The 11,493-nt window shown below is 65.3% G+C and carries 12 protein-coding genes; 5 read left to right on the top strand and 7 right to left on the bottom strand.

Features of this window, described 5'->3' with window-relative positions; genetic code table 11:
• Positions 1–206 precede the first annotated feature (206 nt).
• On the top strand, positions 207–638 hold the full coding sequence (locus ACCQ00_RS01410) for a hypothetical protein (protein WP_003489387.1): 432 nt from the start codon (positions 207–209) through the stop codon (positions 636–638).
• A 329-nt stretch (positions 639–967) separates the two neighbouring features.
• On the opposite strand, the gene ACCQ00_RS01405 is transcribed toward ACCQ00_RS01410, so the two are convergent.
• Complete coding sequence (locus ACCQ00_RS01405) at positions 968–1,540, bottom strand: pseudouridine synthase (RefSeq protein WP_039574089.1); 573 nt, start codon at positions 1,538–1,540, stop codon at positions 968–970.
• A gap of 91 nt (positions 1,541–1,631) precedes the next feature.
• Positions 1,632–2,486 carry a class I SAM-dependent methyltransferase gene (locus ACCQ00_RS01400; protein WP_039574085.1) on the bottom strand — a complete coding sequence of 285 codons (855 nt, stop codon included), beginning with the start codon at positions 2,484–2,486 and terminating at the stop codon, positions 1,632–1,634.
• 232 nt (positions 2,487–2,718) lie between these two features.
• Between ACCQ00_RS01400 and ACCQ00_RS01395 the strand changes: the two genes are divergently transcribed.
• The 3 genes from ACCQ00_RS01395 (at position 2,719) to xopE (ending at position 6,231) form a co-directional block, all read left to right on the top strand.
• Complete coding sequence (locus tag ACCQ00_RS01395; RefSeq protein ID WP_039574082.1) at positions 2,719–3,690, top strand: aldo/keto reductase; 972 nt, start codon at positions 2,719–2,721, stop codon at positions 3,688–3,690.
• A gap of 135 nt (positions 3,691–3,825) precedes the next feature.
• Complete coding sequence (curA, locus tag ACCQ00_RS01390) at positions 3,826–4,854, top strand: NADPH-dependent curcumin/dihydrocurcumin reductase (protein ID WP_039574079.1); 1,029 nt, start codon at positions 3,826–3,828, stop codon at positions 4,852–4,854.
• A gap of 462 nt (positions 4,855–5,316) precedes the next feature.
• Entirely contained in the window at positions 5,317–6,231 is a 915-nt protein-coding gene (gene xopE / locus ACCQ00_RS01385) for a XopE/AvrPphe family type III secretion system effector (protein ID WP_236493349.1), read from the top strand.
• Positions 6,232–6,528: 297 nt separating this feature from the next.
• Here xopE and ACCQ00_RS01380 read toward each other — a convergent pair whose 3' ends face one another.
• A complete protein-coding gene (locus ACCQ00_RS01380; protein ID WP_005928480.1) occupies positions 6,529–6,945 on the bottom strand; it encodes a hypothetical protein in 417 nt (138 codons plus the stop codon).
• Between the two features lie 162 nt (positions 6,946–7,107).
• On the opposite strand from ACCQ00_RS01380, the gene ACCQ00_RS01375 reads away from it, so the two are divergent.
• The gene (locus ACCQ00_RS01375; protein ID WP_039574075.1) at positions 7,108–7,968 is read left to right on the top strand and encodes a DUF2884 family protein; all 861 of its coding nucleotides are present in this window, start codon (positions 7,108–7,110) and stop codon (positions 7,966–7,968) included.
• A 236-nt stretch (positions 7,969–8,204) separates the two neighbouring features.
• Here the strand turns inward: ACCQ00_RS01375 and ACCQ00_RS01370 are convergent, their stop codons facing one another.
• The 4 genes from ACCQ00_RS01370 to ACCQ00_RS01355 form a co-directional block, all read right to left on the bottom strand.
• Positions 8,205–8,633: an organic hydroperoxide resistance protein gene (locus tag ACCQ00_RS01370; RefSeq protein WP_003488682.1), complete on the bottom strand. Its 429-nt coding sequence runs from the start codon at positions 8,631–8,633 to the stop codon at positions 8,205–8,207.
• 95 nt (positions 8,634–8,728) lie between these two features.
• Entirely contained in the window at positions 8,729–9,190 is a 462-nt protein-coding gene (locus ACCQ00_RS01365) for a MarR family winged helix-turn-helix transcriptional regulator (protein WP_039574071.1), read from the bottom strand.
• A gap of 398 nt (positions 9,191–9,588) precedes the next feature.
• On the bottom strand, positions 9,589–10,683 hold the full coding sequence (gene zapE, locus ACCQ00_RS01360; protein ID WP_039574062.1) for a cell division protein ZapE: 1,095 nt from the start codon (positions 10,681–10,683) through the stop codon (positions 9,589–9,591).
• Between the two features lie 81 nt (positions 10,684–10,764).
• The gene (locus ACCQ00_RS01355) at positions 10,765–11,427 is read right to left on the bottom strand and encodes an alpha/beta hydrolase (protein WP_039574163.1); all 663 of its coding nucleotides are present in this window, start codon (positions 11,425–11,427) and stop codon (positions 10,765–10,767) included.
• Positions 11,428–11,493 lie beyond the last annotated feature (66 nt).

Below are 11,493 nucleotides of genomic sequence, written 5' to 3'. Positions count from 1 at the left end.
GCGCGGACGGCTGCAGCGACCACCGAGCCAAACCATGCGACACCTGACACGCACGGAACGGCGGCGGCGGTGAAGGAAACCGATGCTCGAATCTCCTGCGGCACGCTACCTAACCGTAAGCCAAACGGCACCCAGCCCCGCTAACGCCGCCTATACGCATCAGCGCACAGACTGCAGATCACGTACTCAGAAAGGAAACGCCTCCGATGAGCAAGCTGACTGTGATCACCGAACGCGCCCTGGAGCGTGCCCTGGAACTGGCTGGCACTGCGGGCGACCAGCTGCGTCATGCCGCGTCAAATGCGGGCGATCAGGCACGCAACGCTGGCAGCAGCCTGCGTCATTTCGGACCGAGCGCAAGCGAATGGCTCAAGACCGGCGCCGCACTCGGCGCAGTGCGCACCGGTGGCAAGGCCGCCAGCAAGCTGGTCAAGCGCAACCCGGCCGTGACGGTTGCCGCCGCGGTCGCAGGCCTGGGCCTGATCGGCTATGCGGTGTATCGCAAGCGCCAGCGTGACCAGCAGGTCCTGGGCGGCAACGTGCATCGTCTGGATCGCGAACATGCCAGCAATGCCAACGCACGCCGCGCGGCCTATCAGCGCCGCGGTGCGGTGACCCCGAGCGACGGCATCGAATAAGCCATCGCGCGAAGCAGACCTCGAACGCCACGGCCTTGTGCCGTGGCGTTTTTCGTTGGTGGCGTGCACGGCGGCGCGCAGCACAATGCGCCGATGTCGGCGATCGATGGAGCCACGCCGTTTGTCGTCTAGGTCAGTAAAGGTGCAGCCATCACCGCCACGAACACCGGTCGGCCATGCGTGGCTTGGATGAAGCGGGAGACAAGAACAGCGATCTCCCCGGTCACACGCTCCGGTCATCGCGCCCGACGGCGATGCGATCGTCTTGTCGGCGGCTACACGCCTTGGCGCCATGCCACGCGTGCCGCGCACACCAGAGACGCAACACTTCAGCGCCGGCCACGGCCCGGACGCGCGCTGGCCGTCTCTTCAGCGCGCCACTGCCCAGGTGCAAGCGCATCCAGCCGCCAGTGGCCGATGGCCACGCGTACCAGGCGCAAGGTCGGCAAGCCCACCGCTGCGGTCATGCGCCGCACCTGACGGTTGCGGCCTTCGGTGATCTGCAGCTCCAGCCAGGCATCGGGCACGGTCTTGCGCACCCGCACCGGAGGCTCGCGCGGCCACAGCTGCGGTGCCGGGTCGAGCATGCGCACCCGTGCCGGCCGGGTGGGGCCATCGTTGAGCACCACCCCGTCGCGCAACGCCTGCAGTTGTTCGGCGCGTGGCGCGCCCTCCACCTGTATCCAGTACGTTTTGGGCTGTTTGTGGCGCGGGTCGGTCAGCCGATGCGCCAATGCACCGTCGTCGGTCAGCAACAGCAGGCCTTCGCTGTCATGGTCCAGACGGCCTGCGGCGTACACATCGGGCGGCAGGCCGAATTCGGCCAGCGTGCGCTTGGGCGGTTGCGAGCGGTCGCTGAATTGCGAGAGCACACCGTAGGGTTTGTTCAACAACACCAACATTGCCAATCCTGTTGCGCAAGGCGCTGCACCGACCCGATGACGTCCAACATCTGCATGCCGACGCGCAACGCGTCGGCATGCACGTTAGGCGTCAGCGCTTGACGAACTTCAAGGTCATGCGGTCGCTCTCGCCGATGGCCTGGTACTTGGCATCGTCGGCCTTGTCATGACTATTGCTGGGCGGCAGCGTCCACACACCGCCCGGGTAATCCTTGGTGTCGCGCGGGTTGGCGTTGACCTCGCTCTTGCCCACCAGGGTGAAACCGGCGGCTTCGGCCATTGCAATCACCTGTGCCTGGCCGACGTAGCCGCTCTTGTCGTCGGCCGGCACATCGGCCTTGGCGCGATGTTCGACCACGCCGAGCACACCGCCGGGCTTGAGCACCTTATAGAAGCCGGCGAACATCGCCTCGGCATTGCCGGCCATGCGCCAGTTGTGCACGTTGCGGAAGGTCAGCACCAGGTCGGCGGAGTTGTCCACGCCGAAGGACGGCGACTTGGGCACATACGACACGAGCGACGGCTTGCCATACACCTCAGGCTTGGCATGGAACTTCTTCTCCAGCTCATCGCGCGCACGCTGCGCGTACTCGCGGCTGCGGCCTTCCGGTGCAGATGCCGGGTCGACCACCGCGGCCACGTACTTGCCCTTTTCGCGCAGGTACGGCGCCAGGATTTCCGAGTACCAGCCGCCGCCCGGCGTAATTTCAATGACGGTCTGAGTCGGCTTGATGCCGAAGAACGCCAGCGTCTGACCGGGGTGGCGATATTGATCGCGCTGCACGTACACGCGGTCGCGCCAGTTGCCATCGATGGCCGCCTGCAATGCGGCGTCGGGCGCCGGCAAGGTCGCGCTGTCGGCGGGCTTTATTGCCATCGCCAGCGGCGCGCTCATCGCCACCACCACTCCCATCACACATGCACAGGCCAGCTTGTTGCGGATCATCGCAGCACCCTCATCCGGGGAAAAAGTAGCGCGAGCCTAGCATGCGCTCCGGGACCTGCCATGTGCCCGCCATGCATTCGCGCAAGGCCTGATGCGGCCTCCCCGTCGCCGATATGTTCAGATCCTGTGAGCTGCTGAGGACGATCGGCGGAACGCTGAATCCACGCAGATGTCACACGCAACATCGGTATGCGTGACTATCCTGTTGCCAGTTCGAACAGGATCATCCACGATGACCCAACCCCGCGCACTGGGCCGCTCCGGCCTGCAGGTTCAACCGATCGTCTTCGGCGGCAATGTGTTCGGCTGGAGTGCCGACGAGGCGACATCGTTCGCCTTGCTCGATGCATTCGTGGATGCCGGCTTCAATCTCATCGATACGGCCGATGCATATTCCGGTTGGGTGCCCGGCAATCGCGGCGGCGAATCGGAAACCATCATCGGGCGCTGGCTTGCGCGCAGCGGCAAGCGCGACAAGGTGCTGATCGCCACCAAGGTGGCCAAGTGGAGCGAGCATCCCGGCCTGTCGCCGGACAACATCGCAGCGGCAGTGGAAGATTCGCTGACGCGTCTGCAGACCGATGTGATCGATCTGTACCAGGCGCACGAAGACGACGAATCGATTCCGCTGGAAGCCACGCTGGCCGCGTTCGGCCGATTGATCGAACAGGGCAAGGTGCGTGCGATCGGCGCGTCCAACTACAGCGCCGCGCGCCTGCGCGATGCGTTGGATATTTCCGAGCAGTACAAGCTGCCGCGCTATGAAAGCCTGCAGCCGGAATACAACCTCTACGATCGCGCCGGTTACGAAGCCGAACTGGAGCCGCTGGTGCGCGAGCGCGAACTGGGCGTGATCAGCTACTACTCGCTGGCCAGCGGCTTTCTCACCGGCAAATATCGCAGCGCCGACGATGCCGGCAAGAGCAGCGCGCGCGGCGCATCGGTGGTCAAGCAGTACGTCAACCCGCGTGGCCTGCGCATCCTGCAGGCGCTGGACGATCTGGCCGTGACGCACAACGCCACGCCTGCACAGATTGCGCTGGCCTGGCTGATCGCACGCCCCGGCCTGACCGCGCCGATCGTCAGCGCCACCAGCGTGACCCAGTTGCACGATGTGCTGGCAGCCGCACGCGTGGCGCTCAGTGCCGATCAGATCGCGCAACTGGACAGCGCCAGCGCGCCGGAATCATCGGCATCCCGTTAGTGCATCGGTGGGCAGGTCGCGTTGTTTGCCGAACATGCGCTCTGCTGCGTCCATGACCGCATTCCCTCGCGCAGCCGCACCGGCGGCTGCGCTCACCCGACCGCGCACGCGCGGACTGCTCGCGAGCCATTCCCCATGACCTCCATCATTAACCGCCGCATCGTGCTGGCATCGCGCCCGCACGGAGAACCCAGCGCCGACAATTTCCGCATCGAAGAGGTCGCCGTCGCACCGACCGGCCACGATCAGATTCTGGTCCGCAATCGCTTCCTGTCGCTGGACCCGTATATGCGTGGCCGCATGGACGAAGGCCCGTCCTACGCCGCGCCGGTGGCCATCGATGCGGTGATGGAAGGCGGCACCGTCGGCGAAGTCATCGCATCCAATCACGCCGACTATCATCCTGGCGATCTGCTGGTGCTATCCGGTGGCTGGCAGACGCATGCCCTGCTGACCCCGACCACACCCCTGCGCAAGCTGCCCAAGGACGATAGCCTGCCACTGAGCACCGCGCTCGGCGTGTATGGCATGCCCGGCTTTACCGCGTACGCGGGCCTGCATGAAATCGGCAAGCCGCAGCCGGGCGAAACGCTGGTGGTTGCGGCCGCCAGCGGCCCGGTCGGCGCCACGGTGGCGCAGCTGGCACGCCTGCAGGGCCTGCGTGTGGTCGCCATTGCCGGTGGCGAAGAGAAGGTACGCTACCTGCGTGACACGCTGCAGGTGGACGTGGCGCTGGACCACCGCGCCGACGACTTTGCACAGCAGTTGCGCGACGCGACGCCGGACGGCATCGACATCTATTTCGAAAACGTTGGCGGCAAGGTGTTCGATGCGGTGCTGCCGCAGCTCAACGACTTCGCACGCATCCCGGTCTGCGGCGTGATCGCCACCTACAACAGCCGCGGGCAAGCCCACCCCGGCCCGGATCGCCTGCCCGACTTCATGGGCCAGGTGCTGCGCAAACGCCTGACGGTGCGCGGCTTCATCCAGCACGATTTCATCCGCCTGATGCCTGCCTTCCTGCGCGAAATGGGCCAGTGGCTGCGCGAGGACAAGATCCAGTACCGCGAGCACGTGCTGCACGGCCTGGACAGCGCCCCGCAGGGCCTGATCGACGTATTGCGCGGCAAGAACTTCGGCAAGGCCGTGGTCGCCCTCGCCTAACGCGATTGACCGCGCTCCTTCCACCCGCTCGCTCTTGCGATCTCCATTCCAGTGGCAATGCGATGCGTGGGGCGCCGGCGCCACTTATTCGTGATCCCACACACGACTTCGGCGAACCAGCAACGTTCGCCGCGCACCTTGCCACACTGGGTGCGGGGTTCATGATCGGAGAGCGACATGGGACTATGCATTTCAAAGCCAGCAATGTCGGGATCGAGCGTGGCAGCGTCGCCCGAGCATCCCGAAAGCCCTGCCTCAGAACAGGTCACCGCCCCCACGCCTTTACCCGAGCCATCGGTGCCGCCTAGCCTGCAGGGCTTGGCGAGACTCGGCGCTCCCCGTGCAAGGCGGGGGCGCTCCGGGAAACTGACCCTGCAGCCGCACGAAGTTCAGCAAGCCGCCTACCAATTCGGCATGCGCCTCAGCGGCAGACCCATCTAAGACGTTCGCGACCGTCAACGCCTGGCCGATGCGACGGAGACGGTGCACGAGGTGCGGCTGGCCTTGCACCATGGACGAGGAAATATCGATGACGATTTACGGCTCAGCAAGGGGTGCAGCTCCACCTGTAGTTACCTCTCTTACAGTTTCCTCTCTTACTGGCCCGGTAAACATGACATCAATTTGATGGCAGGTTGCGCGCTGGCTGTCAGCGCAGGCAATTGTGACCAAAACGCGGCGATCAACACGCGCCGGCATGCGGTCCGCATGGAGAGTGGCGGGCAGATAATGAACGTCTTTGACGATGATTGCGCCCACATGTACGCGCTGTATCAGCCCCCGGGCTCGGCAGAGGCGGACGACTCGGCCGTCGTTCTCGACTCGTGGTCCGACGGTCCGGCGGTTCTGCTCAGGGATTCGCGCTGGGCCGGAACATACGGCACACATACCACTGTGATTGAGCGCTTCGACCAGCCGGGTGCAATCGATGCGCTGGCCAGGACCAACGCATTGCAAGCCGAAATCGAGGATCCGCAAACCGAGTTCCATGCACATCTGCGCAGTGTGGAGAGCGTCCTTCGCACCCCGCCAGTACCTCGCAAGGTCTATGCCTCGACTCCGGTCATCGGCCCCGATCTGGCCGAACGTACGCGTCAGCGGCTGCAGGAGCTCGCGCCGCGGACGCGTAAGGCTCTGGCCGCCGATGCTGCACGGCAAGCCTACGGGCTGGATGACGCACAGCCGGTCTCCCCGCGCACGACGTCAGCGATCCTGAAAGACGCAGCACGCCTGGATGCATTGGGTCGCCCGCCCCTGAGCTGGGCGCCAACGCCTCACGCAAGGCTGAAGCGTTTTGTCACCAACGCCCGAACCAATGCAAGGCAGACTTTCTGGTATCGGCGCGGTTGGCGCCCGCCTGTTGTGGGAGCGAGATGAACACACTTCGATTCAGACGAACAGCTGCCTGATCGATTTCGTTTCTGCGCCGTCATCGCCCTGATAGGCCGGTGGCGGCCCGCCTGCGCGAGACGTTGTTGGCAGACGGTGGAATGCGGCTGCGCCGCACGGCGACCTGCGCGCAAGACCAGACCGTCATGCACCATCCGTGCAAAAACCTGGGGTTGAAGATGATCCGGTGATGCTGTTCGATCGCGCGCCGGTTCCGCCGGACGCGCAAACGTCGGCTGCTAAGTGCAAGACACGCAGGATTCCGAGGGCGCGGACCGATTGCCGCTAGTTCAACGGTCCGATCGCCATCGCCTGGCGGTCGATGCGGTGCTTTTCGGCAAGCGCCTGCATGCCTTGCAGGGTCGAGGCGATCAGGCTCGCATAACGCAACCGCCACAGGGTGGCGCGGTCGTTGTCGTCGTGTGTGCTGCCCAAGCCGTCGAGCACCTGTGGCAGACGGCGGTCGGCGAGCGCCGAGGCAGCCAGGTAGGGCTTCGCAGGTGCGATGACATCCACCGGCTCGCGCCAGTCGTTGGCCACCTGTCGGGCGATGCCGGCCAGGTGGGAGAGCTGGTGCATGCCGATCAGCGTCTCGTGCAGCATCTCGCGGCATGCCCATTGCCACAGCGCCACCTTTTCCGATGGGTCCTGGGCGATCTCGGTAAGCGCCAGGTCTACCTTTTCGATGCGTGGGTCGAGCATTGCGTGGCTCCGATGCTGCTGTGCAACATAATTCACACCATCAGCCGTGAGAATCAAGTGAGCTAGTCGTTTGAATGCTGTCAGTGCGTCGATGCTCGACCGGGTTCACGCTTCGCCGCCACTGCCTGTCGGGGGCACCAACGGCACCCTGACTTCCTTCCCATGGCTGCGACCTGCACCGCGCGCAATGCTGCAGACCCCGATTCCAAGGCCACTCCCATGCGCAGCACCGTGTTTCTCGCACCGTTGTGGCTGCTGCTGGCCTGCACCGCGCAGGCCCAGGCCACAGCCCCGCGGCTGTCTTCGCAGCAATGCGATGTCAGCACCTCCTACGACGTGCTGGCAGACACCGGCGGCATCTGGCTGCGCCGCAAACAGGGCCTGCCGCGCGAGATCTTTTTCCACGGTGGCGAGCTCAACGTGGACCGCCAGCCGCAGCCGGTCAGCGCCGCCGACGCGCAACGCCTGCGCGAGCTGGAGCAAGGCACGCGCGCGTTGATGCCGGCGGTGGCGGCGGTCGCCCAGTCGGTCGTCGACATCACCTTCGATGCGCTCGATGGCGTGGTGCACGTGCTGTCCGGCAGCGCGCGCCAGCAACGCAAGGTCGAGCAATTGCGCACGGCAGCACGGGCACAGGTGGCGGGTACCCTCGGACGCGGGCGATGGGAGCAGGCGCTGTTCGACGAGCGCTTCGAAGCCAAGGTCGAACATGCCGCCGAAGCGCTGGCCGGCAGCCTCACCCGCAGCGTGATGTGGACGGTGATGACCGGACGCACTGCGCAGATGGAACGCCTCGGCGACCAATTGGATGCACAGATGCAGCAGCAGATGCAGGGCCGCAGCGACGCGCTCCAGGCCCAGGCCCGCAGCCTGTGTGTGCAGGCGCAAGCGCTCTACGCGGTGCAGCAAGCGCTGGAGTACCGCTTCAATGGCGAGCGCCTGCAGATGCTGGAGCTCAACGCGCATCCGCAGCCACCGGATGCGCCGGCCTCCATTAGCGTGGTGGCAACGGCGACGCGCTAAGCGGCCTGTATTGCCTGGCGCGCGTCTGCTCGTTGCGCTCGCCATGCAACACGGTGCGTGCGCTGCGGGCGGCACATGCCATCACGGGCGACGCCGAAGTGCCCGCTGGCGCGTCCTGCCTGGAGACGCATGCGCGAGCCAGCAATCTTCTTGAGCACAACGCATAACGGCCCGACGCATGCGCCGGGCCGTTGTTGAAACCGTGACACGCGCTGCGCATCACGGCCTGGCCTGCATTACGCCAGGGTCAGGGTGACGTCGATATTGCCGCGGGTCGCATTGGAGTACGGGCAGACCTGATGGGCCTTGTCGACCAGCGTCTGCAGTTCGGCCTTGTCCATGCCGGGCACGGCGATACGCAGTTCCACGACGATGCCGAAGCCGCCCGGGATCTGGCCGATGCCGACGCTGCTGTCGATGCTTACTTCGCCCGGCAGCTTGAGCTTGTCCTGTGCGGCCACGGCCTTCATCGCGCCGATGAAGCAGGCAGCGTAACCGGCCGCGAACAGCTGCTCCGGGTTGGTGCCATCGCCGCCGGCGCCGCCGAGCTCGCGCGGGGTGGACAGCTTTGCGTCGAGCGCCTTGTCCGAGGACACGGCACGGCCTTCGCGGCCGCCGGTGGCAGTGGCGTGGGCGGTGTAGAGGACTTTTTCGGGTGAGGCCATGGTGGTTCTCCAGGGTGAGCGCTAGGGGCGCATGAGGGGTTCAATAGTTGACGATTGAATCGTGTACGACGTGTGCAATGGGACGCGCCAGGAGCTCATCCCGCGCCAAGGCTGGAGCGTAGCTTCTCCAGTTCCTGCTTGAGTTGACGCAGTTCGTCCAACGAACAGGCCGATGCACAAAACACCTGTTCCGGTACCGCGCCGGCCTTGCTGCGCAACGCGCGGCCGGTCTCGGTCAGCGCGATGATGACCTGGCGCTCGTCGCTGGCCGCCCGCGTGCGGGTCACCAACCCGGCCGCCTGCAGGCGCTTGAGCAGCGGCGTCAGCGTGGCCGAATCCAGGTACAGGCGCTCACCGATCTCCGACACGCTGCGTTCGTCGGTCTCCCACAGCACCAGCATGACCAGGTATTGCGGATAGGTCAGGTCCAACGCCTTCAGCAAGCCGCGGTAGAGCTTGTGCATCGCCAGGTTGGCCGAATACAACGCAAAGCACAGCTGGTTGTCGAGCTGCAGCAGCGTATCGGTGCGGGCGGTGGTGGCCGTGGTGGTGTCCATGGTTGCAATTTATATAGTGCACGATCTAATTGCAAGCGATTTATCTGAATGTCCTCTGCGGCTTGGCTCCGTGAGGGACCATCGGCCATCTCGGCCAGAACGTCGGACGCTGACTGGGAGCTGAGACCGTCGCAGTCGCGCTGCAGGAGGATCAGCGCTGGAAGCAAGAGGCCAGCCGCCGGTGACATGCGGCTGCACGCATCACGATCGCCGGATGCGCCCGGCAGCCCCCGCGGCGCCTCATTGGATCCACGAAGGAATTGAAAGACGCACCAGCAACAACCCCGACCCTCGTCGTCAGCCGATGTTGAGCGATCACTTCACCGGCAGTGCAGTGCCACGGCCGCACATGCACGGCAATGGCTACCGCGCAGGCCCTCGCCTACCCCATCATCCGCTCACGCGCGATGCGCCGTTGCCAGGTAATCGGCGCTCTGCATTTCGATCAGGCGCGAAGCGGTGCGCTCGAACGCACCGGCCAGGCGCTGGCCGCTGTACAAGGACGGCGGTGCGTCCTGCGCAGTGCAGACCAGATTGACATGGCGGTCGTACAGCTCGTCGATCAGGTTGACGAAGCGGCGCGCGGCGTCTTCGTTCATGCGGTCGAAGTGCGGAATGCCGCCCAGCAAGACGGTGGTGAATTCGCGCGCAATCTCGATGTAGTCGCTAGGTCCGCGCGGACCTTCGCATAGCGCAGCAAAATCGAACCAGGCGATGCTCTTGCCGCGTGCGCGCACCGGAATCTTGCGTGCTTCGATTTCGATATTGCCGGCACGCGCCTCGGCGTTGCCGCTCAACTCGGCCCAACGCTGCGCAAGCCAGTCGTCGGCCTGTGCATCCAATGGCGCGCGATACACCGGCGAACGCGTCAGTGCGCGCATGCGGTAATCCTCGGTGCCTTCGGCGTAAAGCTCCACGCAGAACTTCTGCAACAACCCGATCGCCGGCATGAAACTGTCGCGCTGCAAGCCGTTGGCATAGAGGTTTTCCGGCGCGGTGTTGGACGTGGTCACCAGCGTCACGCCTTCGGCGAACAAACGTTCGAGCAAGCGTGCCAGCAGCATCGCATCGCCGATATCGGTGACGAAGAATTCGTCCAGCACCAGCACGCGCAGGTTCTCGCGCCACTGCTGGGCGATGCGTGCCAGCGGATCGCTTTGACCGGCGTGCTCGCGCAACTGCTCGTGCACGCCGCGCATGAAACGGTGGAAGTGGGTGCGGTATTTCTGCTTGATCGGCAGGCCGTCGTAGAACAGATCGACCAGAAAGGTCTTGCCGCGTCCGACACCGCCCCAGAAGTACAAGCCGCGCACCGGCTCGGGCTTCTTCCAGAATGCCGACAGCCGGTCCAGCCAACCATCCTGCGCGCTGTCCACCAGCGCCTCGTGGATGCGGTCCAGCTCCGCCAGGGCCGCCTGCTGCGCAGGGTCGGCGCGCCAATCGCCGCGTTGTACGCCGGCGGCGTAGCGCTGCGACGGGGTCATCTCACTCATTGCATTCTCCGCGGGCCGCCGGCTGTTGCCCGGACCGCTCAACAGCGCATCGCCTGGCGATACGCGTGGGCCGTGCCGCGGTCAGACGGCGGCCGGCAACCAGCGCCGGACACCATGCTGGATCGCACCGCGCAGGTCGATCAATTTGCGGTGGAAGAAATGGCTGGTATCGGGCATCCGAACCAGCTCGGGTTGCTGTTCCAGCGTGTCCAGCCAGTCGTAGACCGCTTGCGGGTCGACGATTTCGTCGGCATCACCCTGGATCACCAACCATTGCGCCGGCGGCTGGATGTCGCTGAAATCCCAGCGCCCGGCCGGTGGCGCGATCGAGATCAGCACCTGCGGTTCGAGCGAGCCGGCGGCGCGCAGCGAAACATATGCGCCGAAGCTGAAACCGCCCAACCACAACGTATGGCCTGGCCGCTGCGCACGCACCCAGTCGGCAACCGCGCGCAGATCGTCCTGCTCGCCATTGCCATGGTCGAACGCACCGGCAGAATTGCCGACGCTGCGGAAATTGAAGCGCACCACGGTGATGCCCAGCTCGCGCAGCGCGCGCGCGGCCATGGTGACGACCTTGTTGTGCATGCTGCCGCCCTCGGTGGAGAGCGGATGGCAGAAGATGGCGGTGACCGCGTGTGCGGCAACATCCGGCTCGGGCAGATCGACCGCAACATCCAGCGGGCCGACCGGCCCCTCCAAGGTCAACGCAGCCGATTCGGTGGGGAATGAAGGATTGGACATGCCTGCATAATAGCCGCCCCGCCGGCCGCGTTCATCGCCCTGCCTGCACACTTCGTTGCGTTGCCC

Source organism: Xanthomonas sp. NCPPB 3761, from assembly GCF_041475705.2.
GTDB lineage: Bacteria > Pseudomonadota > Gammaproteobacteria > Xanthomonadales > Xanthomonadaceae > Xanthomonas > Xanthomonas phaseoli.
This window is presented reverse-complemented; position numbering and strand designations above follow the sequence as displayed.

What these genes read in the sequence shown, in the direction of transcription:
- ACCQ00_RS01410 (WP_003489387.1), top strand. Translation starts at nt 207, where the DNA reads ATGAGCAAGCTGACTGTGATCACCGAACGCGCCCTGGAGCGTGCCCTG.
- ACCQ00_RS01405 (WP_039574089.1), bottom strand. Translation starts at nt 1,540, where the DNA reads ATGTTGGTGTTGTTGAACAAACCCTACGGTGTGCTCTCGCAATTCAGC.
- ACCQ00_RS01400 (WP_039574085.1), bottom strand. Translation starts at nt 2,486, where the DNA reads ATGATCCGCAACAAGCTGGCCTGTGCATGTGTGATGGGAGTGGTGGTG.
- ACCQ00_RS01395 (WP_039574082.1), top strand. Translation starts at nt 2,719, where the DNA reads ATGACCCAACCCCGCGCACTGGGCCGCTCCGGCCTGCAGGTTCAACCG.
- curA (WP_039574079.1), top strand. Translation starts at nt 3,826, where the DNA reads ATGACCTCCATCATTAACCGCCGCATCGTGCTGGCATCGCGCCCGCAC.
- ACCQ00_RS01380 (WP_005928480.1), bottom strand. Translation starts at nt 6,945, where the DNA reads ATGCTCGACCCACGCATCGAAAAGGTAGACCTGGCGCTTACCGAGATC.
- ACCQ00_RS01375 (WP_039574075.1), top strand. Translation starts at nt 7,108, where the DNA reads ATGGCTGCGACCTGCACCGCGCGCAATGCTGCAGACCCCGATTCCAAG.
- ACCQ00_RS01370 (WP_003488682.1), bottom strand. Translation starts at nt 8,633, where the DNA reads ATGGCCTCACCCGAAAAAGTCCTCTACACCGCCCACGCCACTGCCACC.
- ACCQ00_RS01365 (WP_039574071.1), bottom strand. Translation starts at nt 9,190, where the DNA reads ATGGACACCACCACGGCCACCACCGCCCGCACCGATACGCTGCTGCAG.
- zapE (WP_039574062.1), bottom strand. Translation starts at nt 10,683, where the DNA reads ATGAGTGAGATGACCCCGTCGCAGCGCTACGCCGCCGGCGTACAACGC.
- ACCQ00_RS01355 (WP_039574163.1), bottom strand. Translation starts at nt 11,427, where the DNA reads ATGTCCAATCCTTCATTCCCCACCGAATCGGCTGCGTTGACCTTGGAG.